This is a genomic window from Rhodococcus oryzae, from assembly GCF_005049235.1.
GTDB lineage: Bacteria > Actinomycetota > Actinomycetes > Mycobacteriales > Mycobacteriaceae > Rhodococcus_G > Rhodococcus_G oryzae.
In genome coordinates this window covers 184,798-211,531 of record NZ_SUMD01000007.1, presented here as the reverse complement: position 1 = coordinate 211,531, position 26,734 = coordinate 184,798, and the positions used below count along the sequence as shown (strand labels likewise).

Annotated in this window: 16 protein-coding genes and 1 pseudogene; 15 read left to right on the top strand and 2 right to left on the bottom strand. The window is 64.6% G+C overall.

Annotated features, from left to right (window positions below; genetic code table 11):
- The first annotated feature begins 27 nt into the window (after positions 1 to 27).
- The 13 genes and pseudogenes from FCG67_RS16250 to FCG67_RS16190 form a co-directional block, all read left to right on the top strand.
- A complete protein-coding gene (locus FCG67_RS16250; RefSeq protein WP_077042895.1) occupies positions 28 to 219 on the top strand; it encodes a ferredoxin in 192 nt (63 codons plus the stop codon).
- Positions 220 to 317: 98 nt separating this feature from the next.
- Positions 318 to 1,232 (top strand): 3-oxoacyl-ACP reductase, encoded by a 915-nt coding sequence (locus FCG67_RS16245; protein WP_077042894.1) that lies wholly within the window; start codon positions 318 to 320, stop codon positions 1,230 to 1,232.
- Positions 1,233 to 1,796: 564 nt separating this feature from the next.
- Positions 1,797 to 2,561, top strand: coding sequence for an MlaE family ABC transporter permease (locus FCG67_RS16240; protein ID WP_136910757.1), 765 nt, complete (start codon positions 1,797 to 1,799; stop codon positions 2,559 to 2,561).
- A gap of 5 nt (positions 2,562 to 2,566) precedes the next feature.
- Positions 2,567 to 3,418, top strand: a complete 852-nt coding sequence (locus FCG67_RS16235) for an MlaE family ABC transporter permease (protein ID WP_136910756.1) — start codon at positions 2,567 to 2,569, stop codon at positions 3,416 to 3,418.
- A gap of 5 nt (positions 3,419 to 3,423) precedes the next feature.
- Complete coding sequence (locus tag FCG67_RS16230) at positions 3,424 to 4,608, top strand: MCE family protein (protein ID WP_136910755.1); 1,185 nt, start codon at positions 3,424 to 3,426, stop codon at positions 4,606 to 4,608.
- A complete protein-coding gene (locus FCG67_RS16225; protein ID WP_136910754.1) occupies positions 4,608 to 5,633 on the top strand; it encodes an MCE family protein in 1,026 nt (341 codons plus the stop codon). Before FCG67_RS16230 ends, FCG67_RS16225 begins: the two co-directional genes overlap by 1 nt.
- Entirely contained in the window at positions 5,630 to 6,685 is a 1,056-nt protein-coding gene (locus FCG67_RS16220; protein WP_136910753.1) for an MCE family protein, read from the top strand. The genes FCG67_RS16225 and FCG67_RS16220 overlap by 4 nt, the downstream gene beginning before the upstream one ends.
- A gap of 8 nt (positions 6,686 to 6,693) precedes the next feature.
- The gene (locus FCG67_RS16215; protein ID WP_246045111.1) at positions 6,694 to 7,977 is read left to right on the top strand and encodes an MCE family protein; all 1,284 of its coding nucleotides are present in this window, start codon (positions 6,694 to 6,696) and stop codon (positions 7,975 to 7,977) included.
- Positions 7,974 to 9,206, top strand: coding sequence for an MCE family protein (locus tag FCG67_RS16210; protein WP_136910751.1), 1,233 nt, complete (start codon positions 7,974 to 7,976; stop codon positions 9,204 to 9,206). The genes FCG67_RS16215 and FCG67_RS16210 overlap by 4 nt, the downstream gene beginning before the upstream one ends.
- Positions 9,203 to 10,615: an MCE family protein gene (locus FCG67_RS16205; RefSeq protein ID WP_136910750.1), complete on the top strand. Its 1,413-nt coding sequence runs from the start codon at positions 9,203 to 9,205 to the stop codon at positions 10,613 to 10,615. Before FCG67_RS16210 ends, FCG67_RS16205 begins: the two co-directional genes overlap by 4 nt.
- Positions 10,582 to 11,334, top strand: a complete 753-nt coding sequence (locus FCG67_RS25055; protein ID WP_169310550.1) for a hypothetical protein — start codon at positions 10,582 to 10,584, stop codon at positions 11,332 to 11,334. Before FCG67_RS16205 ends, FCG67_RS25055 begins: the two co-directional genes overlap by 34 nt.
- Positions 11,335 to 11,462: 128 nt before the next feature.
- Positions 11,463 to 11,942: a h domain protein gene (locus FCG67_RS16195; protein WP_342775490.1), complete on the top strand. Its 480-nt coding sequence runs from the start codon at positions 11,463 to 11,465 to the stop codon at positions 11,940 to 11,942.
- A gap of 66 nt (positions 11,943 to 12,008) precedes the next feature.
- A pseudogene (locus tag FCG67_RS16190) lies at positions 12,009 to 12,323 on the top strand (transposase); the annotation flags it as partial.
- 95 nt (positions 12,324 to 12,418) lie between these two features.
- Here the strand turns inward: FCG67_RS16190 and FCG67_RS16185 are convergent.
- Entirely contained in the window at positions 12,419 to 13,270 is an 852-nt protein-coding gene (locus FCG67_RS16185) for an SAM-dependent methyltransferase (RefSeq protein ID WP_246045110.1), read from the bottom strand.
- Positions 13,271 to 13,976: 706 nt separating this feature from the next.
- Between FCG67_RS16185 and FCG67_RS25385 the strand changes: the two genes are divergently transcribed.
- Positions 13,977 to 23,624, top strand: a complete 9,648-nt coding sequence (locus FCG67_RS25385) for a type I polyketide synthase (RefSeq protein ID WP_425467848.1) — start codon at positions 13,977 to 13,979, stop codon at positions 23,622 to 23,624.
- A gap of 60 nt (positions 23,625 to 23,684) precedes the next feature.
- Positions 23,685 to 25,067, top strand: a complete 1,383-nt coding sequence (locus tag FCG67_RS16175; RefSeq protein ID WP_136910746.1) for a cytochrome P450 — start codon at positions 23,685 to 23,687, stop codon at positions 25,065 to 25,067.
- Positions 25,068 to 25,162: 95 nt separating this feature from the next.
- On the opposite strand, the gene FCG67_RS16170 is transcribed toward FCG67_RS16175, so the two are convergent.
- A complete protein-coding gene (locus FCG67_RS16170; RefSeq protein WP_246045109.1) occupies positions 25,163 to 26,725 on the bottom strand; it encodes a flavin-containing monooxygenase in 1,563 nt (520 codons plus the stop codon).
- Positions 26,726 to 26,734: the final 9 nt, after the last annotated feature.

Here is a 26,734-nt window from a genome sequence, read left to right as displayed (position 1 = left end):
GATTCGAACGAGAAGTGAGGTTCATTCATGGAGGTCAAGGTCGATAGGGATCGCTGTGAGGCGAACGGTGTCTGCGTCGGCATCGCGCCGGACATCTTCGATCTGACGGACGATGACGAACTGGTGATCACCCAGCCCGGTGACGACGCCGATTCGGTGGCCAAGTTGGAGGAGTCGGTCGCCCAGTGCCCGCGCGCTGCACTGACCCTCGAGCGCTAACTGTTCTTGCCGGGAATAAGAACACGTTCTAGAGTGAGCGCCGTCACGGATGTGACGGCGGAACCCGCTCCGGGGGCCGCATCGAAATCACGAAGGCAGTGGTGAGTTTGACTAGTCGCGAGGTAAGTCTGGACGGCAAGGTCGCAATCGTGACCGGTGGAGCGTCGGGTCTCGGCAAGGCCGAGGCGATCGGCCTCGCCAAGGCGGGCGCGAACGTCGTCATCAACGATCTGGTGGCCAACGAGAACGCCGATGCGGTCCTCGACGAGATCCAGACCCTCGGTGGCAAGGCGGTGTTCATTCCCGGCGACATCGGCGAGCGCGCCACCGCGGATGCGCTGATGGAGGCCGCCCAGCAGGCAGGCGGCGTCGACATCGTCGTCAACAACGCGGGCATCGTGCGGGACAAGATGCTGTTCAGCATGTCCGACGAGGACTGGGACCTCGTTCTCAAGGTCCACCTGCGTGGCCACTTCCTGCTGTGCCGCAACGCGGCGGTGCACTGGCGCGCCGAGTCGAAGGCGGCGGGCGCACCGGTCTACGGCCGTCTGATCAACACGTCGTCCGAGGCCGGCCTGCTCGGCCCGGCCGGACAGCCGAACTACGGTGCGGCCAAGGCGGGCATCACCGCCCTCACCCTGTCCGCGGCGCGCGGTCTCGAGCGCTACGGCGTTCGCGCCAACGCGATCTGCCCGCGCGCACGCACGGCGATGACCGAGAACGTCTTCGGTGACGCACCCGAGGACGGCACCGATCCTCTCTCGCCCGAGCACGTCGTGAACCTGGTGTCGTACCTGGCCTCGCCCGCCGCCGACGCCATCAACGGCCAGGTCTTCATCGTCTACGGACCGATGGTGGCGCTCATGGCCGCGCCGGTCGTCGAGCAGCGATTCGATTCGCCCGATGCGGTGTGGACCCCCGAGGGCCTCGCGGACTCGCTCGGCGGCTACTTCGACGGGCGCGATCCGGCTCGGATGTTCGCGGCGACCGAAGCGGTCAAGTCGCTCGGCTGACCTGCGCATTCGGCCGTACCTGAGAAACGTGCGAATTTCGGCACGCAGGCGGGCCTGCTGGGTGAAGATGATGGCCGGGGTGGGTTTGACCTGCCCCGACAATGATGAGCACGTGTTCTAGATTTCCGCACGTCCGGGTGGGGTGGGGACGAGTCCCGGAGTGGTCGCGGCACGAGCCCGAGTGGCCGAACGAGCGTGGGGGGAGAACCTTCGCACTTGTGTGGATACTCGATGTCGTGGTCGGTGACCATCGGGACTCACCAGGCACGTGATCGATGAAAGACAAAGGGAGTCAACGTGGCCGGAGGTCGCATGCTCGGAGCCCCGCTCCTGGCCTGCACCACCGACCGCCGAACCCGCCGGCCGGGCCCCGCTGAACACGGGTGCCCGGCCGCCGGGTTCGCCCTCCCGGTGGTATGAGTTGACCAGCACCGATGCGTCCGGAGGGGAACACCTTTGACAGGTGAACACGTTCTAGTTAGTATGACCTGGATCACAGGCATCCGGGGGGATTTCGCATCTCCTCCGCGGTGCCCTGCGCGAGAACACTGACGAGGAGGCACGATGGATGACCTCCTTCTGGTGCCGCTGCGCGCCGTGGGCGGCTTCTTCGCGATGGCGGGGGAGACCTTCAAGGCGATGGGCAGGCGGCCTTTCCAGCGCCGTGAATTCGTAGACCAGGCCTGGTTCGTGGCCCGGGTGTCGATGGTGCCGACGGTGCTCGTCGCCATCCCGTTCACTGTGCTGGTGGTCTTCACGATCAACGTCCTGCTGCGCGAGATCGGCGCTGCCGACCTCAGCGGCGCGGGCACCGCGCTCGGCGCGGTCACCCAGGTGGGGCCGATGGTCACCGTGCTGATCGTCGCCGGTGCTGGCGCCACCGCGATCTGCGCCGACCTCGCCGCGCGAACCATTCGCGAAGAGATCGACGCGATGAAGGTGCTCGGTATCAACCCGATCCACCGACTGGTCGTGCCTCGGGTGCTCGCCTCGACGGTGGTCGCCCTGCTCCTCAACGGGCTGGTGTCCACCATCGGCATCGTCGGCGGCTTCGTCTTCTCTGTCTTCCTGCAGGACGTGAACCCCGGCGCCTTCATCAACGGGATCACCCTGCTGACCGGCTTCGGTGAGCTGATGCTCTCGCAGCTCAAGGCCGGTTTGTTCGGCATGATCGCGGGCCTTGTCGCCTGCTTCCTGGGGCTCAACGTAAAGGGTGGCGCAAAGAGTGTGGGTGACGCGGTGAACCAGACGGTCGTCTTCGCGTTCATGGCGCTGTTCGTGGTGAACGTTCTCGTCACCGCCGTCGGTGTCAAGCTGACGGCGGGGTGACGGGGATGGCATTCGCACTGACAGGGCGCTTCCGTGGGACCAGGAAGCGGATCGGCAAATTCTCCGGTTCGATCGACGGCATCGGTGACCAGGCACTGTTCTACTGGCGGGCGGTCGCCTCGGCCCCGCGCGCGTTCATCCACTACCGGAAAGAGACGATCCGGCTGATCGCCGAGATCAGCATGGGTACCGGCGCGCTCGCCGTGATCGGCGGCACCGTCGTGATCGTCGGCTTCCTAACGCTCTTCGCAGGTGGCACCATCGCCGTGCAGGGGTTCGCCTCGCTCGGCAACATCGGTGTCGAGGCCCTGACCGGCTTCTTCGCCGCCTTCATCAACGTGCGCATCGTCGCGCCGGTCATCGCGGGCATCGGGCTCGCCGCCACCATCGGCGCCGGCTCCACAGCACAGCTGGGTGCTATGCGGGTCACCGAGGAGATCGACGCGCTCGAGGTGATGGCGATCCCGTCGATTCCGTACCTGGTGAGCACCCGCGTGATGGCGGGGATGATCGCGATCGTGCCGCTCTACGCGCTGGCCGTGACCGCCTCGTTCATCGCCAGCCGATTCGCGACGGTCGTGATTTATGGGCAGTCGCCTGGTGTCTACGACCACTACTTCTCGACGTTCCTGATACCGACGGACATCCTCTGGTCCTTCGCTCAGGCGATCGTGATGGCGCTGGCCGTCATGCTCATCCACACCTACTACGGGTACAACGCCAGCGGCGGTCCGGTCGGCGTTGGCGTGGCGGTCGGTAATGCGGTGCGGACCTCGCTGATCGCGGTGGTCACGGTCACGCTGCTCATCTCGCTCGCCATCTACGGTGGGTCCGGCAACTTCAACCTCTCGGGATAGCGCGCATGTCTGAACCTGAACCCAAATGGAAGAAGAAGGTCGCCGCGCTGGTGCTCGTGGGCAGCCTTGTCGGCGTCGCGACCGTCGCGCTGACGATGTTCTCGGGCGGCTTCACCGACAGTGAGCCGGTGACGGTGACCGCCGACCGCGCCGGTCTGGTGATGGACCCCGACGCCAAGGTGAAGATGCGCGGCGTCCAGGTCGGTCGCGTCGCCTCCATCGGGCAGGAGGGCGACCAGGCCAAGCTCGAGTTGGCGATGGATCCGGCCTCCATGCACCTGATCCCCTCGAACGCACAGGTGGAGATCAAGTCCACCACCGTGTTCGGTGCCAAGTACGTCAACTTCGTTGTGCCGGAGAACCCGTCGTCGAGCTCGCTCTCGGCCGGCACCACCATCGAGGCCGACTCGGTGACGGTCGAGTTCAACACCCTGTTCGAGAACCTGTCGACGCTGCTGCAGCAGATCGAGCCGGAGAAGCTCAACGCCACGCTCGGCGCGATCTCCGAGGCGCTCAATGGCCGCGGTGACCAGCTCGGCCAGCTGCTGGAGGAGACCGACCAGTACCTGAAGAAGGTGAATCCTGCGCTGCCGCAGCTGCAGCGCGATCTGGAGGCCGCCGCGACGGTCACCAATGTGTACGCCGACGTGACGCCGGACCTGATGCGGCTGCTGGACAACGCGACCGCGACCAGCGGCACCATCGTCGACGAGCAGGCGAACCTGGACCTGCTGCTGATGAACGTGACCGGTCTGGCGAACAACGCGAACGGCGTGCTCACCGAGAACGAAGCCAACCTGACGAAGGCGTTGGCGGACCTTCGGCCCACGACCGAGCTCCTCAGTGAGTACTCACCGTCGATCGCCTGCCTGCTCAGCGGGCTGGCCAAGACGCTTCCTGCGGCCAACGAGATCTTCGGTGGTCTGCAGCCGGGCGTCGCGCTGAGCACGAGCTTCATCTACGGCACCGAGCCGTACACCTACCCAAAGGACCTGCCGAAGGTGAACGCGTCCGGTGGACCGCACTGCATGGGCCTGCCGGACTTCGATCCCAAGCGTGACGGCAACGCGAACTTCCTCGTCGCCGACACCGGGACGGTGCCGTACGTGCCGTCCACAAAGGTCAGCACGAACATGCCCAAGGTCTTCCAGCTGCTGTACGCGGGCGTCTACCCGGAGGGAGGGAACTGATGCGGCCGACGACCGTCAAACTGCTGATCTTCACCACGGTGATGGCGCTGATCTTCGCCGGCCTGGCGATCGTGTTCAGCCAGTACCGATTCAGCACCTCGAACTCCTTCACCGCACAGTTCACCGATTCTTCTGGTGTGAAGCCGGGTGACAAGGTGCGCATCGCAGGCGTGCCGGTCGGCTCGGTGAAGGGCGTGAGCATCGACGGAGACAACCTCGCCGAGGTCGACTTCAACGTCGACAGCCAGTACGAGCTCTTCAAGAGCACCAGGGCCACCGTGCGCTACGAGAACCTGGTCGGTGACCGGTACCTCGAGCTGCTCGAGGGCGCCGGTTCGATGGAGCAGCTCGACGACGGCGGGACCATCCCGGAGGATCAGACCTCGCCCGCGCTCGACCTCGATCTGCTGCTCGGCGGGTTCAAGCCGCTGCTCAAGGGCCTGGACGCGGAGCAGGTCAACGATCTCTCCGGCGCGTTGCTGCAGGTCTTCCAGGGCCAGGGCGACACGCTGGTCTCGCTGCTCGGCAGCACCAGCTCCTTCACCAAGACCCTTGCCGACCGGGACGAGCTGATCGGCGAGGTGATCACCAACCTGAACACCACGCTCGGCACCATCAATGACAAGGGCGACCAGTTCTCTACCACGATCGACCAACTCCAGCAGCTGGTGAGCGGGCTCGCGAAGGACAGCGATCCGATTGGTAACGCGATCCCGCAGATCGCCACGGCCACAGGCGATCTCGCCGAGCTGTTGCAGGGCGCACGCCCGGACCTGCAGTCCACCATCATCGAGGGGGGTCGCGTCGTCAACCAGCTCGACCTGGGCAAAGCCGACCTCGACTGGGTGCTCGGGGAGCTGCCCGGCGCGTACAAGAAACTGATCCGAGTAGGCGCCTACGGCGGGTTCTTCCAGTTCTACACGTGCAGCGTGCAGATGAAGTTCTCCGGACCGGATGGTAAGGACCTTCTGGTTGGCCTCCCGACGGTTCCGACGCAGACGACAGGGAGGTGTGCGGTCAAATGACGAAGCCACGCGAAAGAGACCCCGTTCAGATCGGGATCATCGGCCTGGTAGTTGCGGGCTCCCTGGTGATTGCCGGAATGCAGTACGACCAGCTGCCCTTCATCTCCGGCGGCGGCCAGTACACCGCGCATTTCGCCGATGCGGGCGGACTGATGACCGGGGACGAGGTCACCGTCTCGGGCGTCAACGTCGGCACCGTCGACAAGATCGACCTGGATGGCCCGCAGGTGCTGGTCACCTTCACCGTCCAGGACGGGATCGCGCTCGGCGACGAGACGAGCGCCGCGGTCAAGACCAACACCATCCTCGGTCGCAAGTCGCTCAAGGTGACCCCCGCGGGCGGCGGGACGCTGCGCAAGTCCGAGACGATTCCGGTGGAGCGCACCAACTCCCCGTACTCGCTCAACGACGCGCTGGGTGACCTGTCGAACACCGTGTCCGACCTCGACACCGATCAGCTGAACAACTCGCTGAACGCGATGTCGGACACGCTCCAGGACACCCCGCCCGAGCTGCGGACCGCGCTGGACGGGGTCACCAGGCTCTCCGCGAGCATCAACTCCCGCGATGAGAGCCTGCGCGAGCTGCTCCATCGGGCTGAAGGCGTGACGGGGATCCTGGCGACCAGGAGTGACCAGATCAATGCCCTGCTGGTGGACGGCAACCAGTTGCTCGGCGAGCTCGACCGCCGACGGAACGCGATCAGTGAGCTGATCGTGAACACCTCCGCGGTGTCCCGGCAGCTCAGCGGGCTGGTGCAGGACAACCAGGAACAGATGAAACCGACTCTGGAGAAACTGAACTCGGTGGTTGCGGTGCTGCAGGAGAACAAGGACAACATCGGGAAGGCCCTCGACGGCCTCGGTCCCTACGCGACCGCGCTCGGCGAATCCGTCGGCAGCGGACCGTTCTTCATGGCCTATGTCGCGAACTTCAGCGTCGGCCAGATGACCCAGGCCTTCACCGATTCGCTGCTGTGGCCCGAGCACGTGCCCTCTGACCTGCAGAACTTCCCGCCGCTGACCGTCACGCCCGTGGACCCGAACCGATGAGCGCCCCGATGACAGACCGCAAGAAGTGGATCCTGCGCGGTGTTTCCGCAGCTGTGGTGATCGCCGCGCTGGTGGCGGGCACCCTGTTCCTGTTCCCGGGGCTCGGAAAGAACCGGATCACCGCGTACTTCCCGACGACCACCGGCATCTACCCGGGCGACGACGTGCGGGTGCTCGGCGTGACGGTGGGCAAGATCGCCAGCATCGACCCCGAGGGTGAGAACGCGCGCGTCGAGATGGACGTCGATTCGGGCGTGGACATCCCCGCGGACGCCAAAGCGATCATCGTGGCGCCGAGCCTGGTGGCCGCTCGCTTCATCCAGCTGACGCCGGTGTACACCGGCGGTGCGACGATGGGCGACGACGCCGAGATCCCGGTGGAGCGGACCGCCGTTCCGGTGGAGTGGGACGAGATCAAGGCGGAGCTGGCCAAGCTCTCCACCGCGCTCGGCCCGGAGGGCGGCGCAGACCAGGGCTCTCTGGGCCGGTTCATCGACACCGCCGCCGACAACCTCGAGGGCAACGGCGACAGCATCAACAAGACCCTGCGCGAGCTCTCGGACACCATGCACACCCTCTCGCAGGGTCGCACCGACCTGTTCTCGACCATCCGTAACCTGCAGGCCTTCGTATCGGCTCTGTCCGCGAGCAACCAGCAGATCGTGCAGTTCAGCGGCCACCTCGCATCGGTGTCCTCGGTGCTCGCGGACAACACCGACGAGCTCGGCGTTGCACTCGCAGACCTCAATGTGGCGATGGGTGACGTGCAGCGCTTCGTCAGCGACAACCGGGCAGTGCTCACGGAATCCGTGGAACGGCTTGCGGATGCCACCCAGGTACTGGCTCAGAAGCGGCCGGAGATCGAGCAGGTGCTGCATATCGCGCCGAACGCGCTGGCGAACTTCAACAACATCTATCAGCCCGCATTGGGTTCAGTGTCCGGCGTGATCGCGGCCAGCAACGCGAACAATCCCATCAACATGATCTGCGGCATGATCGAGGGCCTCGAGATGAACGATTCCGACAAGAGTGCCGACCTGTGCGCGCAGTACCTGGGTCCGGTGCTGAACTCGATTACGACGAACTACCCCGGGTTCCTGACGAATCCGGCGACCGGCGTCGCGGCGCACCCCGACCAGTTGACCTTCAGCCCTCCGAGCCTGGAGAACCAGATCCCGGCGCGGGCCGCCAAGTCGACGATGAAGCCGATCGCTGGGCCACTCGCCGGCTTGCCGACCATCAACGTGCCCAAGGATCTCGAGTCCTTGATCAAGCCGGGAGGTGGCCGATGACACGCACCAGCACCCACCGCCGGGTCGCGATCGGGTCGATCGCGTTCGGGCTGACGCTTGCCCTCACCGGATGTGAATGGACCGGTCTCAACTCGGTGCCCATGCCGGGCACCGAGGGCAGCGGGGACGGCGCGTACACGGTGAAGATCGAGATGCCGAATGTGACCACCCTGTCGGAGAACTCGCCGGTGCGGGTGAACGACGTCACGGTCGGCACGGTCGATTCCATCGAGGTGCAGAACTGGCACGCGGTGGTCACGGTCTCGCTGAACGAGGGCGTCGTGCTGCCCGCGAACGCGACTGCCAAGATCGGCCAGACCAGCCTGCTCGGCTCACAGCACCTGGAGCTGGCTCCGCCGGTCGGGATTGCCCCGGAGGGAACGCTTTCCGACGGCGACGTCATCCCGGAGGCACGCGCGGGCGCCTACCCGACCACCGAGCAGACGTTGTCCTCACTCTCCGTCGTCCTCAACGGCGGCGGGCTGGCCCAGATCAACGACATCACCAGGGAACTCAATGCGGGCCTGGTCGGCCGCGAGGACTCGATCCGCGATCTGCTTCCGCAGCTCGACCAGCTGGTCGGCAGCCTGGACCGTCAGCGCGGCGAGATCATCTCCGCGATGGAGGGCCTGGACCGGCTGTCCACCAATGTGAATCAGCAGACCGCGACCCTGACCGCCGCGCTCGACGGCATCCCACCCGCGCTCGAGGTGCTCGTCGGCCAGCGACAGAACCTGACCGATGCCCTGATCGCGCTGGGCAACCTCAGCAGCACGGCCACCCGGGTGATCAACGAGAGCGGCGACGACCTGAAGGCGAACCTGCACGCGCTGGTGCCGCTGCTCACCCAGCTCGCCGGTACGGGCACCGCGCTCACCGAGTCGCTGTCGATCATGCTCACCTACCCGTTCCCGCTCAAGAACCTCGACCAGGTGATCCGGGGGGACTACGCGAACCTGATGATGACGGTCGATCTGACTAACAAGAGGCTGGACAAGAACTTCCTGACCGGTACCGGTCTGGGTGGAACACTGGGTGGCGTCGAGGGCGCGCTCGGCACGACCGCGGGAGTGGCCGGGCAGTCGACGAACCCGCTGCAGAGCCCCTCCCCGAAGCCCCCGGCTAAACCGGCCGCGGCGCCCACACCCGCCCCGTCGATCCCAGGCCTGCCCCAGATCCAGCTCCCGCAGATCCCCGGCCTTCCGCAGCTAGGAGCGCCCAAGCCATGATGCTGTCGAAGTTCGTCCGCGTTCAGCTGGTCATCTTCTCGATCCTCACGGTGATCGGGTTGTCGGTGATGGCGACGCAGTACGTCCAACTCCCCGCCCTGTTCGGGATCGGTCGGTACGACGTCACCGTCGAGCTGCCGTCCACCGGCGGCCTGTACCCGCACGCCAACGTGGCCTACCGCGGGACCAATGTGGGCACCGTCGACGAGGTGGTGCTCACCGAGTCCGGCGTGGACGCGAAGCTGTCCATCGGCAGCAAGTACAAGATCCCCGCTGACGTGGACGCGGAGGTCAAGAGCGTCTCCGCGGTCGGCGAACAGTACGTGGACCTGATCCCACGCGAGGATTCCGAGCCGTACCTGTCCGACGGGGACGTCATACCCGAGGACCGGTCCTCGGTGCCGCAGGAGGTCGGTGCGCTGCTCGATCAGGCAAACACCCTGGTCGAGAGCGTGTCGAACACCCAGCTGAAGCTGGTCGTCGACGAGGCCTTCAAGGCGTTCAACGGCACCGGCCCCGAGCTGCAGCAGCTCATCGATTCGTCGCGGCTGTTCGTGCAGGAGGCCAACGCGAACTCGGACGCGACGCTGCAGCTGATCGACCAGATCGGTCCGCTGCTGGACACCCAGGTGGTCAGCAGCGACGCGATCCGGTCCTGGACCAAGAACCTGGTGACGTTCTCCGATCAGCTGCGGGCCAGCGACCCGGACCTGCGCGCCGTTCTCGAGAAGGGCCCCGGTGCCGCGGCGGAGGCCAACGCGCTGTTCCAGGATCTGAAGCCGACGCTTCCGTTGCTGCTCGCGAACCTGGTGAGCGTCGGTGAGGTCGGGGTGATCTACAACAAGAGCATCGAGCAGGTCCTGGTGCTGTACCCGCCGATCACCGCCGCGCTGACGACGATGGCACTCTCGGGTCCCCGGGACGAGGGTGCGCTGGTGAACTTCGCCATCGAGGTCAACGATCCACCGCCGTGCACCACAGGGTTCCTCCCGCCCGACCAGTGGCGACCGGGTAACGAGGTGTCCACGCCGGACACCCCGCCCGGCCTGTTCTGCCGGGTGGCACAGGACGATCCCAGCACCGTGCGCGGCGCCAGGAACAGCCCCTGCATGGAGTTCCCAGGCAGGCGGGCGCCGACCCCGGAGGAGTGCCGCACCGGCTACGTCCCGTTGGGCAACAACCCGCCCAACGGGCCGATCAAGCCGCCGAATGTACCCTCGTACACGACAGTTCCCAGCTCCTATGACGAGTCGGTGGAAGCGCCGGTGACGGCGCGGCCCTACGACCCGAAGACGGGCAAGTACACCGGTCCTGATGGCCGGCTGTATACCCAGCCGGCATTGGCGTCGGGGGGCTCGTCCGGAAAGGAGTCGACATGGCAGACGATGATGACCGGTCAGCAGAGCTGACCAACCAGAACAAGCCGGCTCCCCGCAGGCGTGCGAGCCGTAGCGCGGGACCCCCGGTTGAAGACCGGGCCGAGGCGACGGTCGTGACGACCACGGAGACGGCCGCGGCCGTCTCCGAGCACAGTGCGCCGCAGACCGCTGCGGAGGCGGTCACGTCCAAGACGACGGAGCCCGAGCCGGTGGCGGACACCGAGTCGGTGGACGCCGAGGCGGTGGCGGATGGTGCGACCGCGTCCAGCAGGCGGCCGACCGTGCCGATGATCGTGGCAGGCGTGCTGGTGCTGGCGCTGATCGCGGCTGGGATCGTCCTGCTGTTCGACAAGAATGCGGCCAGCGATCGCGATGCCAAGCGGAACGCCTACGTGCAGACCGCCCGGCAGACCGTGCTGAACCTGACCACGATCCGTCCGGAGACCGCCAAGGAGGACGTCGAGCGCATCCTCGCGGGCGCGAGCGGCGACTTCAAGGCCGAGTTCGACGGCCGCCAGGATCCCTTCGTCAGCGTCGTGAAGGAGGCCTCGGTCACCACCGAGGGCCAGATCATCGAGGCCGGACTCGAGCGCGAGGACGGCAACAAAGCGCAGGTGCTGGTCGCCGCGCGGGCCAACGTGACGACGCCCGATCAGTCCCAGTCCGGACCGCGCGACTTCCGGATGCGCGTGACGGTGACGGACGACGGCGGGACCATGACGGCGTCGAAGGTGGAGTTTGTGCCATGAGCGAGGACAAGTCGACCGAGCAGGTCACCGAGGACAAGGCGAGCGAGCAGGTAGCCGAGGTCGAGTCGACCGAAACGGTCACCGACGCGTCGGCCGGTTCGGAAATCACCACGGACACTCCCCACAGCATGCGGCGCACCGTGCTCGCAGCGGTCGCCGCGGCACTGGTCATCGCCCTGGCCGCGGGCGTCGGGGTGCTGTTCTATCAGCACCTCCAGGACAACAAGACCGAGCAGGCGCGGACCGACGCGGTGGCGGCGGCGGGTGAGCAGGCGGTGGCCATGCTGTCCTACAACTACAACACCGTTGACGACCAGCTCGCCCAGGCTGCGGATGGCCTGACCGGGTCGTTCAAGGAGGACTACAACACGCTGGTGGCGGAGGTGATCGCGCCTGGTGCAAAGGAGAAGAAGCTCACCGTGCAGGTCACCGTGCAGGGCGGCTCCGTCGTCTCGGCCGACCCCGATGACGCCGTCGTGTTGCTGTTCCTGAACCAGATCACCACCAGCGCGGACGCCCCCGACGCGGCCACCACCGGGAGCCGGGTGCGGATGGAGATGCACAAGGACGGCGACCGCTGGCTCACCGGCCGGCTAACCCCGGTGTAAAGGCTCTTCCGACTTGATGGGGTCTGGTGTGACCGATCGGGATCGTGTCGGTGATTGATCGAGGGCTCGGGGGCGGTCACCGACTGGTTCGGTCAGCGCGACGAGCGATGGAAGGCCGCCATCACGCACGTCGCAATCGACATGTCCGGGGTCCCTGCGAAGGCCGTGCGTGAGGCTTCGTCGCACGCACAACTGGTTGTCGACAGGTTCCATCCTGGTCAAGTAGGCCAACGAGATGGTCGACGCCATCCGGCGGGCGGGTCACGTACGCCGAACGGCGACATCGCCGCCGCATGGATCGCGAAGGAAATGCTGCGGGATGTGTTGGCCTGCAACGACAATGGCGGACTTCGTCAGGAGATCCGAGACGCCCTGCATCGCTCCCATGTCCGGCCTGTGCCCCACGACCAGAACCGGAAAACCACTGATCCCGCGGCGGCTACGCCGGCGCGGGATCAGTGCAAGAAGGATTCAGGCTAAAGACCATCTCCCGCAGACGGCTTGTCCGCAACAGCGACGATATAGTCAAGCCAAGGGGCCCAAAGCGCGGCTCCTCTTTGGCCGTAAAAGCTCCGAATCAACGGATTAATTCGCCTCATCTCCGGCTGCCTGAGCTTACGGCTGACATATTCCGCATATTGCGGATAGACGTGATCACGGATGGAATAGACTCTCGCATCTTGGAAGCCGGCTGCTGCGAGCGCTTGGCGGTATTCCTCCGCATTGGTGTGATTCTGGCGGCCAGTCGTGAAAATGCCGTGCACTATTTTTTCCAGCGGACGTAACCGGCTGGACCTGCCCGAAACATGCTCATTTGCGAGCGGCACGACGTCGGCGGTCACCAACCGGCCGCCAGGTGCCAAAACTCGGAATGCTTCATCGAAGAATCGTGAACGCGACGGAAAGTGAAGCGCTGATTCGAGCGCGGTCACTTTCGTTGCGGACGCATCGGACTGAGGCAGATCGCTTGCGGACCCGTGCATATACTCGACGATATCGCTGAGCCCAAGTTCGGCGGCCCGTGTGGTCGCGATCTCGACCTGTTTCGCGGAAATATTTACGCCTGTAATTCGTTTCGGCCCGAATTCATCCGCCCAGAGAAAATCTTGATCGCCGAATCCGCAGCCGACGTCAACCACCACATCATCGGACCCAAGGCCCGCTTCGGTCGCTACCAACCGAGCCAATGCCGCGCCCGCTTGATCGAAAGTTTGGGGATTGTCTTTCCAGTAGCCCAGGTTGAAGAATAGCGATTCCTCACCAAGCCAGTTGGATGCAGTGAAAATATCGTCGTATACCCGGCTGAATCGATCAGGAATCGCGGGCACGAAGGCCAAGGATGCAAGCCACCCCCATTCGCGAGCCCACCGCAAAGTGCGTCGGGCTGAGCTCTCGGAGTCGCGAAACTCCATAACTGTCATGGTTTGCCCCCCTCTAGGCGCTGAAACCCAGCCGATATGCTGGGCCGCTCGCCGAGGCTAGCAGTCTGTGCGCGCCGTCGTCGGGTTACGTGCAGTCGCTTTCGAGCGACAGTTCGGGGAGTGGGCTTCCGGTCTGGGATGGCGGCCACCCGACCTTTTCCAGGAGGCAAGTGGTCGCCGAGTTCACGAAGTCTGGTGTCCACCAGTCACTTCGGACCGAATGCTTGCATCGGGCAGGAACGTGTTCTACTTTGATGAAGTGGTCTCTGGTCGGCCCAATGATCCTGCCGGGCACGGGCAAGACGGCTTCGGGGGATCGACCGTCTCTGCGAGCACACCCGTTCTGACTTTCGGGTTCTGCTCGCCAGTTCGGCCAGATCTGAGGGGTGGGAAATCAGGTATGGGGAGTCAAATGTCGGCGATCGCGGCGTTTCGGAGACGTGATGCCTACGCCCATCGTTGCGAATGCAATGTCGACCTTTGGTGGCGACCGCTCAGCACGAAATGTGGCCGGCTCGTCAGCCGAATCAGAGTTCAGCGGCCTACGCCTCGGCAAACACCTAGAAATTCAGGGCCTAGCATCGCAACCCAACTTCACTCGACTCAATAGGGGATTGGTATGACTCGGCTGTATCCAGGGCGCGCTGAGCTTCTCAACGATGAGCCTGAGCGGACGCAGCCGATCGATGGACAGGTCATGAGCCAGCCGATCGCGATAGTGGGTACCGGCTGCCGGTTTCCAGGCGGTGTGGAGTCGTCCGAAGACCTGTGGCAGTTGGTCATTGACGGTCGTGATGGTTTAACAGATTTTCCGACAGACCGCGGCTGGGACCTGGAACACCTGTACGACCCAGAGCCCGGTGTGCCAGGCAAGTCCTATGTGCGCGTGGGCGGATTCCTCCATCAATCATCCGAGTTCGACGCCGAGTTCTTCGGGATCAGTCCGCGCGAGGCGTTGGCGATGGACCCTCAGCAGCGAGTGCTGCTGGAAACCGCATGGGAGGCGCTGGAATCAGCGGGCATCGACCCATTGGAACTACGCGGAAGCGACGCCGGAGTGTTCTGCGGGGTGATGCACAACGACTATGGGGTCGGCGCCGGCGGGCAGGTTCCGGTCGACGTCGAGGGCTATCAATTGACCGGCGGTTCATCCAGTGTGGTGTCGGGCCGGGTGTCGTACGTGTTGGGGTTGGAGGGCCCGGCAGTTTCGGTCGACACTTCGGCCTCGTCATCGTTGGTGGCGCTGCATCTGGCAGTCCAGGCGTTGCGGTCGGGGGAGTGTTCGCTGGCGCTGGCCGGTGGTGTGACGGTGATGTCCACTCCCGCGACGTTCGTCGAGTTTTCCCGGCAGCGTGGGCTCGCTGTCGATGGTCGGTGTAAGCCGTTCGCTGAAGCTGCCGACGGGACGGCGTGGGGTGAGGGCTCGGGTGTGCTGGTGTTGGAGCGGTTGTCCGATGCCCAACGTAACGGGCATCAGGTGTTGGCGGTCGTGCGTGGTTCGGCGGTGAATCAGGATGGTGCGTCCAATGGTCTGACCGCTCCGAACGGGCGCTCCCAGCAGCGGGTGATTCGGCGGGCGTTGGCCAATGCCGGGGTGTCTGCCGCTGAGGTCGATGTGGTGGAGGCGCACGGCACTGGCACCAGGTTGGGTGATCCGATCGAGGCGCAGGCGTTGCTGGCCACCTACGGGCAGGATCGGCTGCAGGATCGGCCGTTGTGGCTGGGTTCGGTCAAATCCAATATCGGGCACACCCAGGCGGCTGCCGGTGTGGCAGGGGTCATCAAGATGGTGCACGCGCTCCGTCGAGGAATCTTGCCCAAGACGCTGCACGTGAATACGCCGTCCACACAGGTGGATTGGAACGCCGGGCGGGTGGAACTGCTTACCGAGCAACGTGATTGGCCGGTTGTTGAGCGGCCGCGCCGCGCCGCGGTATCGGGCTTCGGCCTGAGCGGCACGAATGCACACGTCATCCTCGAACAGGCACCCGTACCCGAAGAACAGTCTCCGACTGTCGGGGAAACGATGCCGCCGACCGCATCCGAATCGGAGCCTCCGTCAGAATGGGCACCGTTGGTGTGGGTGGTGTCGGCGCAAACCCGCGACGGACTGCACCGCCAGGCACGACGGCTACTGGAGCATGTCGAACAGCATCCCGACCTGTCGCCGGCGGATGTGGGCTATTCGCTGTTGACGACTCGGTCGTTGTTCGACCATCGCGCAGTTTTGGTGGGATCCGATCGTGAGGAGCTGCTTGGTGAGCTGCGCGAACTGGCGAAGGCCGGGATCGGCACTGCCCCCTCAGCGGTGACCAGGTCCGGGAAGATGGCGTTCGTTCTGCCGGGTCAGGGCTCGCAATGGGTCGGTATGGGCAGAGAGCTGTATGAGACGTTCCCGGCATTCGCCAACGCCATGGATGCAGTGCTCGCCGAGCTGGACCCGCATCTGGGGGGTGAGTTGCGCGCGGTGCTCTGGGGGTCGGATGAGAAGAAGCTCACGCAAACAATATTCACCCAAGCGGGCTTGTTCGCCGTCGAGGTCGCCTTGTTCCGGCTGTTCGAGGATTGGGGAGTGACACCGGATTTCCTCATCGGTCACTCCATCGGAGAACTGGCCGCTGCGCACGTATCCGGCGTCTTGTCCCTCGAGGATGCCGCGCTGCTGGTCGCGACGCGCGGCCGGTTGATGCAACTGCTGCCGACAGGTGGCGCGATGCTCGCGGTACGCGCCGGCGAAGACCATGTCCGGGCGATGCTCGAAGACTTGGGGATCGAGGACGTCGACATTGCCGCGGTCAACGGACCGGACGCCGTAGTTGTCGCGGGTGCCGAACACTCGATCGAACAGACTGCCGAGCATCTTCAACGGCAGTCCATTCGAGCGACACGCTTGAATGTCTCGCACGCGTTCCATTCAACGATGATGGAGCCGATGCTGGGCGAGTTCGCGGCATCGGCGGCAGCGATCGCAGCGACCGAGCCGGCGATCCCGCTCGTGTCCAATTTGGATGGTCGACTGGCGGGTCCAGGATATGGGACAGCACAGTATTGGGTACGCCATGTTCGAGAGACCGTACATTTCGGGGCCGGATTAGACCTGCTCCGTGAGCTGGGCGTAACCAAATTCATTGAGCTGGGTCCGGCCGCCGGACTGGCGGGTTTCGTCGGTCAGTCGTCTCCGGCGAGTGATGTGCTGACGTTGGCCACAATGCGGAAGCGGCGACCGGAAGCGTTCGCTGTGATGCATGCCCTGGCCCGCGCCTGCGAGGCGGGCACTCCGGTTGAGTGGGTGAAGCTGTTTCCGGGCGGCTGCCGGATAACGTTGCCGACCTACGCCTTCCGGCGGGATCGGTACTGGCTGGACAGCACGTACGCAACCGCCGAGACATCGGCGAACGCCAACCGTGATTCAGGCATGATTGCTGCCGATCAGTGCCGGGACACGGAGCCATTGGCTATCGAGGACACCGTTGCGGCGCGGCGACGGCTGGCTCAACTTCCGGTAGACGAGGCTCGGACTCTACTTACCGAGACTATTCGGGGTGAGAGTGCGCTGGTTCTGGGGCTCGGCAGGGCTGCGGCCATTGATGCTGACCGTAGTTTCCGGGATCTGGGTTTCGATTCGTTGACCGCGGTCGAGCTGTGCAATCGGTTGAACATGATCACCGGGTTGCGGTTGCCCGCGACCCTGGTCTTCGACTATCCGACTCCCGACACTGTGACCACTCACATCCTCACCCAACTCACCGACACCGCGGACGCCGCGGACGCCGCGGACGCCGCGGTATCGGCGGTGTCGGTTTCGGGGCCGGTGTCGCTGTCCGAGCCGGTGGCGATCGTGGGGGTGGGCTGCCGTTTCCCGGGCGGGGTGTCCTCTCCGGAAGAGTTGTGGCGGTTGGTGGTCGATGGTCGTGACGTGATCTCGGAGTTCCCGGCCGATCGTGGTTGGGACGGGATATTCGATCCCGCGCCCGGTGTTGCGGGTAAGTCGTATACGAATGAGGGCGGATTCCTCTACGACGCGGCCGAGTTCGACGCGGGGTTCTTCGGGATCAGTCCGCGCGAAGCGATCGCCATGGACCCGCAGCAGCGGGTTCTGCTGGAAACGGTGTGGGAGGCACTCGAACACGCCGGAATCCAACCGGCCACCTTGCGCGGCAGCGACACCGGTGTATTCGCCGGCGTGACCGACCAGTCGTACGACGTTGGTTCGGGTACCGGCGACACGACGGGGTCCGAGGGCTACAGATTGACCGGCGGCACGGCGAGCGTGGTGTCGGGCCGGGTGTCGTATGTGCTGGGCTTGGAAGGACCCGCGGTGTCGGTGGATACGGCGTGTTCGTCGAGTCTGGTGGCGTTGCATCAGGCGGTGGCGGCATTGCGCGCGGGAGAGTGTTCGCTGGCGTTGGCCGGTGGTGTCACTGTGATGTCCACCCCGGCAATGTTTGTGGAGTTTTCCCGGCAGCGCGGGCTCGCCGCCGATGGTCGTTGTAAGCCGTTCGCGGAGGCCGCCGACGGGACCGCGTGGGCCGAGGGTTCGGGTGTACTGGTGTTGGAACGGCTGTCCGATGCCCAACGCAATGGGCATCAGGTGTTGGCGGTGGTGCGGGGCAGTGCGATCAATCAGGACGGTGCGTCCAATGGTTTGACCGCTCCGAATGGGCCTTCGCAGCAGCGGATGATTCGGCGGGCGCTGGCCAATGCCGGAGTATCCGCGACCGAGGTCGATGTCGTCGAGGCGCACGGCACCGGCACCACATTGGGTGATCCCATCGAGGCGCAGGCGTTGCTGGCGACTTATGGTCAGCGTGATCGTGATCTGGAGCCGGTGTGGTTGGGTTCGATCAAGTCCAATATCGGGCACACCCAGGCGGCGGCGGGAATCGCCGGTGTCATCAAGATGGTGCAGGCCATGCGTTATGGAGTGCTACCCGAGACTTTGCACGTCGATCAGCCGACATCGCATGTGGATTGGAATTCCGGACGGGTGGAACTGCTTGCCGAGCAACGTGATTGGCCGGTAGTTGGTCGTCCGCGTCGTGCCGCGGTGTCGGCGTTCGGCATCAGCGGCACCAATGCTCACGTCATCCTCGAACAAGCACCGGTGAGCGAGCCCGCACCGCAACGACGAACACCGATGGTTGGGTTGGCGCCGGTGGCGTGGGCAGTGTCGGCGCGGACCCGGGACGGGTTGGCGGGGCAGGCGGCTCGGTTGTCGACCTATCTCGGACAGCGTCCGGACGTGGCCGCGGAGGATGTGGCCGCGACACTGGCGGGTCGGTCGCGGTTCGACCATCGTGCGGTGATCGTTGGCGGAGACCGGGCGCAGTTGCTGGGCGGGCTCGACGCGGTGGCAAGGGGGCTACCCGCGGGTCCCACCGATGCTGGTGCGGTGGTGTCGGGAGTCGTCGGTAGACACGGTAAGACGGTGTTGGTGTTCCCGGGTCAGGGTGCGCAGTGGCTGGGGATGGGGCGGGAGTTGTTGGCTTCCTCGCCGGTGTTCGCGCAGACCATGACCGAGTGTGATCGTGTGTTCTCCACGTTGGTGGACTGGTCGCTTCTCGAGGTGCTCGACGGTGGCGAGGGTGCGCCCTCGCTGGAGCGTGTCGAGGTTGTGCAGCCGGTGTTGTTCGCGGTGATGGTGTCGCTGGCGCAGCTGTGGCGTTCGGTCGGTGTGGAACCCGATGCCGTGGTGGGTCATTCCCAAGGCGAGATCGCCGCAGCCTATGTGGCCGGTGTGTTGTCGCTCGAGGATGCCGCCCGGATCGTGATCCTGCGCTCGGCGGCGTTGACGGCGTTGGCCGGTCAGGGCGCGATGGTGTCGGTCGGGCTCTCGGTCGAGCAGGCCGAGCGACTGCTCGAGGGGTTCGACCGGTTGTCGGTGGCTGTGGTCAACGGCCCGGGATCGACAGTGGTGTCCGGTGACCTCGGGCAGACGGAGTTGTTCCTGACAGAGTGTGAGCGACTCGATGTTCGCGCACGTCGGATCGCGGTGGATTATGCCTCGCATTCTCCCCAGGTCGAACAACTCCGCGATCACCTGCTCGACGCACTCACCGAAATCCAACCGCGTTCGCAAGGTTCCACCGGTTCGAGGGGTTCGTCGGGGGTGGTGTTCTATTCCACCGTCACCGGCACGATCCTGGACCCGACTGAATTGGATGCCCAGTACTGGTTCCGCAATTTGCGGGAAACGGTGCGTTTCGAGCAGGCCGTGCAGGAATTGCACCGCGACGGATACAGCGTGTTCGTCGAGGCGAGCCCACACCCCCTGCTGACCGTCGACATCGAACAGATCTGTGAGGCAGCCGATCCCGACAGCAGCAGCCATGACCCGGTGATCGTGGGTTCGCTGCTGCGTGGCGAGGATTGCGCGGTCGCGTTCACGCGTTCGATGGCCCGGTTGGATGTGTCGGGTGTGGATGTGGTGTGGGATGCGGTGCGTCACGGTCGTGGTCGTCGGGTCGAGTTGCCCACGTATGCGTTCCAGCGTCGCCGCTATTGGCCGACCTCGACCGGGACCGGTGACGCGGTGTCGTTGGGGTTGGCCGGGGCCGGGCATCCGTTGCTGGGTGCGGTGATGGTGTCCGCGGACACGGGTGCGGTGGTATTGACGGGTCGGTTGTCGTTGGCGTCGCAGCCGTGGCTGGCCGATCACGCGGTCGGCGGGGTGGTGCTGTTCCCCGGTACCGGGTTCGTGGAGCTGGCGATGCGGGCCGCGGAGGAAGTCGAATGCCCGGTGTTGCGGGACCTGACATTGATGACCCCGTTGGTGTTGACCGCCGAGACCGCGGTGCAGCTGCAGGTCGTGGTCGATGAGCACGATGAGCAGGGTGTGCGGCGGGTGATGGTGTATTCCCGTGATGCCGGGAACCCGCAGGCGGGGTGGGTCACTCATGCTGAGGGGGTGCTTGATCGGCAGGGTGTCGATTTCGCGAATTCGGTTGCCGCCGGGGCAGTGTCGGAGGGGCTGGCGGTGTGGCCGCCGCGTGGTGCGGTGGCGGTGGCGGTGGACGATCTGTATTCGGTGTTGGCCGATCTCGGATATGACTATGGTGCGACATTCCAGGGGTTGCGGTCATTGTGGCGTCGTGGTGAAGAGTTGTTCGTCGAGGCTTCATTGCCGGATTCGGGGAGTGATGCGTCGGGGTTCGGGCTGCATCCGGCGTTGTTGGATTCGGTGCTGCACGCCGCGGTGATGGCTACCGATGCCGGTGGCGAGGTGATGTTGCCGTTCGCGTGGTCCGAGGTGTCGCTGCATGCGGTCGGCGCGTCGGTGGTGCGGGCCCGGATCCGGCCGACTGATTCCAGTACCGGCGCGGTGGAGATCGAGGTTGCCGACACTGCCGGGCACCCGGTGTTGACGGCCGGGTCGTTGACTTTGCGGCCGGTATCGCCGCGACAATTGGGCGCGGCGAGCACGCGTGAGCGGTTGTGCGCGGTGCAGTGGACACCAGCGCCGACGCCGATCCCGAGTTCGGGGTCGGTGCCGGAGTCTCGGGTGTTCACCACGGTCGAGGGATTTTTGGCGTGGACGCGCGACGATACTGCGTCGGTGCCGCCGGTTGTGGTGTTGGACCGGCGCGAGACCGACGGCACTGCTGAGGATGTGCCGCGGCGGGTGCATCGGGCGACCGGTGAGGCGCTGGTCGTGTTGCAAGCGTGGCTGGGTGAGTCGCGGTTCACTGCGAGCGTGCTGGTGATGTTGACCTGCGGTGCGGTCGCGCGTGCGGGTGAGCAGATCGCTGATCTGGCCGGTGCCGCGGTGTGGGGTTTGGTGCGTTCGGCGCAGTCGGAGGACCCGGGCAGGGTCGTGCTCCTGGACACCGATCACCCCATCGACATGCCGGGGGTGGCTCTGGCCGAGGTGTTGGCTTGTGGTGAACCCCAGGTGATGGTCCGTGGCGAGGTGCTGCACCTGGCCCGACTGGCCCGGCTGACCGATTCGCTGGGTCTGCTTGTGCCGGAGTCGGTGTCGTGGCAACTGGAAGCCGGTGATGACACTATCGACGGGCTCAGGCTGAACCCGTGCCGTGCCGCGGATCAACTATTGGGGCAGGGTCAGGTCCGTATTGCGGTGCGGGCCGGCGGCCTCAACTTCAGAGATGTTCTCATTTGTCTGGGTGCGGTGGACGTGGGGAACACCCGGATGGGCATGGAAATTGCCGGGGTGGTCGTCGAGGTCGGCCCGGAGGTGGAGGGCTTTGCCCTCGGAGACCGGGTGATGGGGCTGATCGAAGATGGTCTGGGTCCTTTTGTGCTGACGGATCAGAGATTGATCGTCCACATGCCTGAGGGGTGGTCGTTCGTCGATGCGGCCACGGTTCCGATTGTTTTCCTCACCGCCTACTACGGGCTCCAGGATTTGGCTCAGGCCCGGCCGGGAGAGACTTTGCTGGTGCATGCGGCGGCTGGCGGGGTGGGCATGGCGGCTACACAGTTGGCCCGACACTGGGGAATCGAGGTGTACGGGACCGCGAGCCAGGGTAAGTGGGACACCTTGGGTTCCATGGGGTTCGATGAGCAGCACATCGGTGATTCCCGGTCTCTTCATTTCGGGGAACAGTTCATGGCGGCCACGGGCGGTCGTGGTTTCGACATCGTTTTGGACTCGCTGGCCGGGGAATTCGTCGATACGTCTTTGCAGCTGTTACCGCGCGGTGGTCATTTCTTGGAGATGGGCAAAACCGACATACGTGATAGCGGAGAAGTCGCCGCTCGCTATCCAGGAGTGCAATATCGTGCGTTCGATGTGTGGCATGCCGGGGCGGATCGGATCGCGGAGATGCTGGCCGATCTCAAGGCGATGTTCGACAAGCAACTGATCGTTCCACTGCCCGTCAAGACATATGACATTCGGCGTGCGCGTGATGCGTTCCGATACTTCAGTCAGGCACGTCATATCGGAAAGATCGCCCTGTCCATCCCGGCGGGTTCCGGTGGTGTGGATTCGGGTGTGGTGTCGGCGGTTTCGGCGGGCACGGTGTTGATCACCGGTGGTACCGGCGGGTTGGGGTCGATGCTGGCGCGCCATCTGGTGACCGATTACGGGGTGCGGTCGTTGATGTTGGCCAGTCGCCGTGGCCCGGCGGCGTCGGGGGCAGCGGACTTGGTCACGGAGTTGACCGGGTTGGGCGCCCGGGTGCGGATCGTGGCGTGTGATGTGTCCGATCGCGGCGAGGTCGTGGAGTTGTTGGCCGCGGTACCCCAGGACGCGCCGTTGACCGGTGTGGTCCACGCCGCGGGTGTGCTCGACGATGGTGTGGTGGTGTCGTTGAGTCCGGATCGGGTGGATGCGGTGTTGGCGGCCAAGGCTGATGCAGCATGGCATCTGCATGAGTTGACCCGTGAGTTGGATCTTGCGTTGTTCGTGTTGTATTCCTCGGTTGCGGGTGTGTTGGGCACTCCGGGGCAGGGCAATTACGCGGCGGCGAATATGTTCTTGGACGGGTTGGCCGAGCATCGGCGTGCGAGTGGGCTGGTCGCGACTTCGATCGCGTGGGGGTTGTGGGCTTCCGATACCGGGATGACCGGACACCTCGGCGATACCGACACCACTCGTCTGGGTCGGGGTGGGGTGCTGGCGATGTCGGACGAGCAGGGTTTGGCATTGTTCGACGCCGCTGTGGCACAACATCGTGCGGGTGTGGTCGCTGCTCGCGTGGACACGGCTTCGTTGGCTGCCGGTGCGCGCGCAGGCACTCTGGCTCCGTTGCTGGAGGGCTTGCTGCCGGAGGGCCGCCGCGTCACGGGAGTTGTGGTGGGTCTGCGGCAGCGGTTGGAGGGACTGACCGACGCCGAGCGAGAGGCGTTGGTTCTGGACACTGTTCGCGGTCAGGTCGCGGCCGTGTTGGGTCACGACAGCGGTGTGGCCATCGATGCCGGCCGTAGTTTCCGGGATCTGGGTTTCGATTCGTTGACCGCGGTCGAGGCGCGCAACCGGTTGAACACCGTCACCGGATTGCGGTTGCCCACGACGCTGGTCTTCGACTATCCGACGCCGGACGCGGTGACCGCGCACATCCTTATCCAACTCACCGATACCGATACCCCCGACTCTTTTTCGCGCCTGGAAAAGGAGGTAATGGATATGATCGACGGCAAAACAATGACCAATGAATTCTACTCGAAGTTGTTGAATTTGACCCGAATCGCCAGTCGGGCGAACGAAGACCGGGATGCATCCCCGTCGGAGGACGTCATGGCCATGAGTGACCAGACATTACTGGATCTGTTGGAGGACGAATTCGGTATCTCGTAGCTTCGCGAACACCGTTGATGTTCAGGCGATTTCATGCAGCTGGGCCCGAAGGATGTGCACATGACACCGCCCCTGATTCGTCGAGACCTCCCCCATCCCCATCGGCGTGTGCCCCTCTTGGGTGATATCACCCATCTCGACCGCTATCGTCCCATTCAGAATGAAGTGGCCCTGGCCGCATCGCTCGGCCCCATTTTCGAACGGAGAGTTCTCGGCCTGCACTTCATCTACGTGGCGGGCGCTCGGCTCGCGACCCAGTGTTTGGATGAACAGCATTGGGCGCGTTCACTGTACGGGCCTGTCCTCGAGTTTCAGCGGTTCATGCCGGACAGTCTGTTCGTGGTAGATTCCGACAATCCGCTGTGGGGCCAGGCGCGCCGTATTCTGACTCCGGCATTCGCGCAGAAGGCAATGCGCAGCTATCACCGGGCCATGCAGTCGGTCGCCGATGATCTCGTTGCGGAATGGTCCGCCGGTGACGGCGTGATCGACACGCACTCGGCCATGACGCGGGCCGCGGGAGAAGTCATCGGCCGTGCTGGATTCACCAGGGATCTCGGACTTTTCCATGATGCGCCCGACAGCGCCGATTCTCAGGCGTTCATCGATTCGCTCGGGGACTTACTGCGAATGGCGTCAGACGCCGGCCTTGCATTGCCCATCATCGGCCCACTCCGGCGGCGGATTCTCGAACCCAGTGTGCGCCGCAATGTCGAGGTGATCCATAGCTTTGCCGACAGAATCATCGCTGAACGAAAAGCTCATCCGACTGATGATGAGGATCTACTCAACCTCATGCTCACGGCCATCGACCCGGAAACCGGCCGGCGGTTGCCGTCGGACAACGTGCGTGAGCAAGTGTTGACCTTCATGGCAGGAGGATATGAAACCACAGCCGCACTTCTCGAATCGGTACTGCACTACATCGCCGCCGATCAAGAACTACAAGAACGACTCCGCACCGAAGTCTTGGCGCGTGGCGGGTTCGATTACCACGCAGTAACCGGGATGCGACTGATCCGTCATACTCTCAACGAGTGCCTGAGATTATGGCCGCCGGCACCCGGATACTTCCGGAGAGCTCGCACCGATCAGGATCTCGGCGGGTATCGGATCCCTGCCGGGCAAATGGTTTTCGTCCTTGCCCTGGCCGCACAGCGTGGCAAGGACGTCTGGGGTCCTGACGCCGACATCTTCGATCCGTCTCGCTTCGAACCCGACCGTTTGCGCAGCCATCCCGACCGGTTCTTCGAGCCGTGGGGCACCGGGCCGCGCAGCTGCATCGGCCGTCAGTTCGCGCTCCACGAAGCCACGCTGCTGATCGCCCGCATTCTGTCCGCTTTCGAATTGAGCACCGACGGCACACCACTGATCATGAGGGAACGTGGGACGCTGCGCCCCGAGCCGTATCAGCTGAAGGTCATACTCCGATCCAACCGATGAGGCCGGCTGGTCCGCACCGGAAGCCGCGCTGCGGACCTCCGGCATAATCCCGGTGCAGACCCACCGACGACTCCTCAACACGCCTCAGCTGCTGATCATGGGAGACCGTGTGCGTCCACACGACGATCCGGAAGCTGATACTCCGCATCGAAGTGATAGTCGGTGAACGGGAAATGTCTGCCACGCCAACGCGTTTCGAGGGCACCGGCGGGCCGGAAATACGGCGTGTCACCGTGCGAGTTGCGGTAGTAGGTTGGAACGCCCTGCGTCTCGACGTAGTGTCGAAGGACCTGACCACGCTTGCGGATCTCGGCATGGTAAGCGGCGTGCGCCTGTTCGCTCACCTCGACAGTGGACGCCTGGCGCCGCCGCGCCTCCGCTATCGCTCGAATAGCGTGTGATGCAGTCGTTTCCACCATCCCGTGCCATCCGATATCGGACAACGAGTACGGTCCGACCAGCATCCAGCGGTTCGGCAGGCCGGCTATGGCCACACCCTCGTAGGCCTGTACTCCATTGGCGTGGAAGAACTGACCGAGATCGAATCCATCCCGCCCGACAACGGTGCCTTTGGTGTAGCTTTCCGGCTCAGTGTGCATCTCGTAGCCGGTTGCCAGCACGATGACGTCATATTGATGCTCGGTGCCATCGCTGGTCCGGATGCCCTGCTCGGTGAACCGCTCGATATCGTCGGTGACAAGGCGAACATTATCGCGATTGAACACCGCTGGATATCCGGCTGACAGGGCGAGTCGCTTCGCCATGGGTCCATAGCCGGGTGTCAGTGCGGCGGCCGTTGCGGGGTCGTCAATAGTCCGTCGGAGATACGCTCGGTAAACCCGCTTGGTGAAGGCATCGAATGCGGCCATCAACGGTTTCGCCACTGTCAAGGGCAGATACGTAAACAGTCTGGCAATGGGTTCCAGCCCCAGCAATATTATCCCGGACTGGGCCGCTGCCACGCCTGGCACCCGCAAGGCGGCTTGGAACCAGCGCGGTATCGGGAAGTTGGGTTTGGGTAAGCACCACGCAGGCGTCCGCTGGTAGACATCAAGGTGACCTACCTCAGGCGCGATCGCGGGCGTGATTTGCACGGAACTCGCGCCGGTACCGACCACAGCCACGCGCTTACCCGTCATGTCGAGTGCATGGTCCCAGGTGGCCGGGCTTTGCACGCTGCCGGCGAAGTCGTCGAGACCCTTTATGCCACTATCGACTTTGGGTCGCAGAAAGGCGCCGACCGCGCTGATCACGAACCTGGCCGTAATGATGTCGTTGTCAGCGGTGTGCAACGCCCATCGGCGGTGTGTCTCGTCCCAGACTTCGCGGACGATCTCGGTGTGGAACCGTAGATGCCGATAGAGACCGTAGCGGCGGGCGACGTCCTGGTGATACGCCTTGACCTCGGCCCCTGTCGGGAATGGCGTTGGCCAATCGGCCTTGCGAGCGAACGAGTACTGGTAGATGAACCCGGGTACGTCCACACTGATCCCCGGGTAGGTATTGTCGCGCCAACTGCCGCCGACCTCGCCCGCGCGTTCCAGGATGGTGAACTCTTCGATCCCCGCGCGTTTGAGCAGCGCACCCGCCGCGATACCGCCGGGACCCGCCCCGATCACCACGATCTCGTGATCGGGTTGCGATGTCATAGTGCTCATTACGTCTCC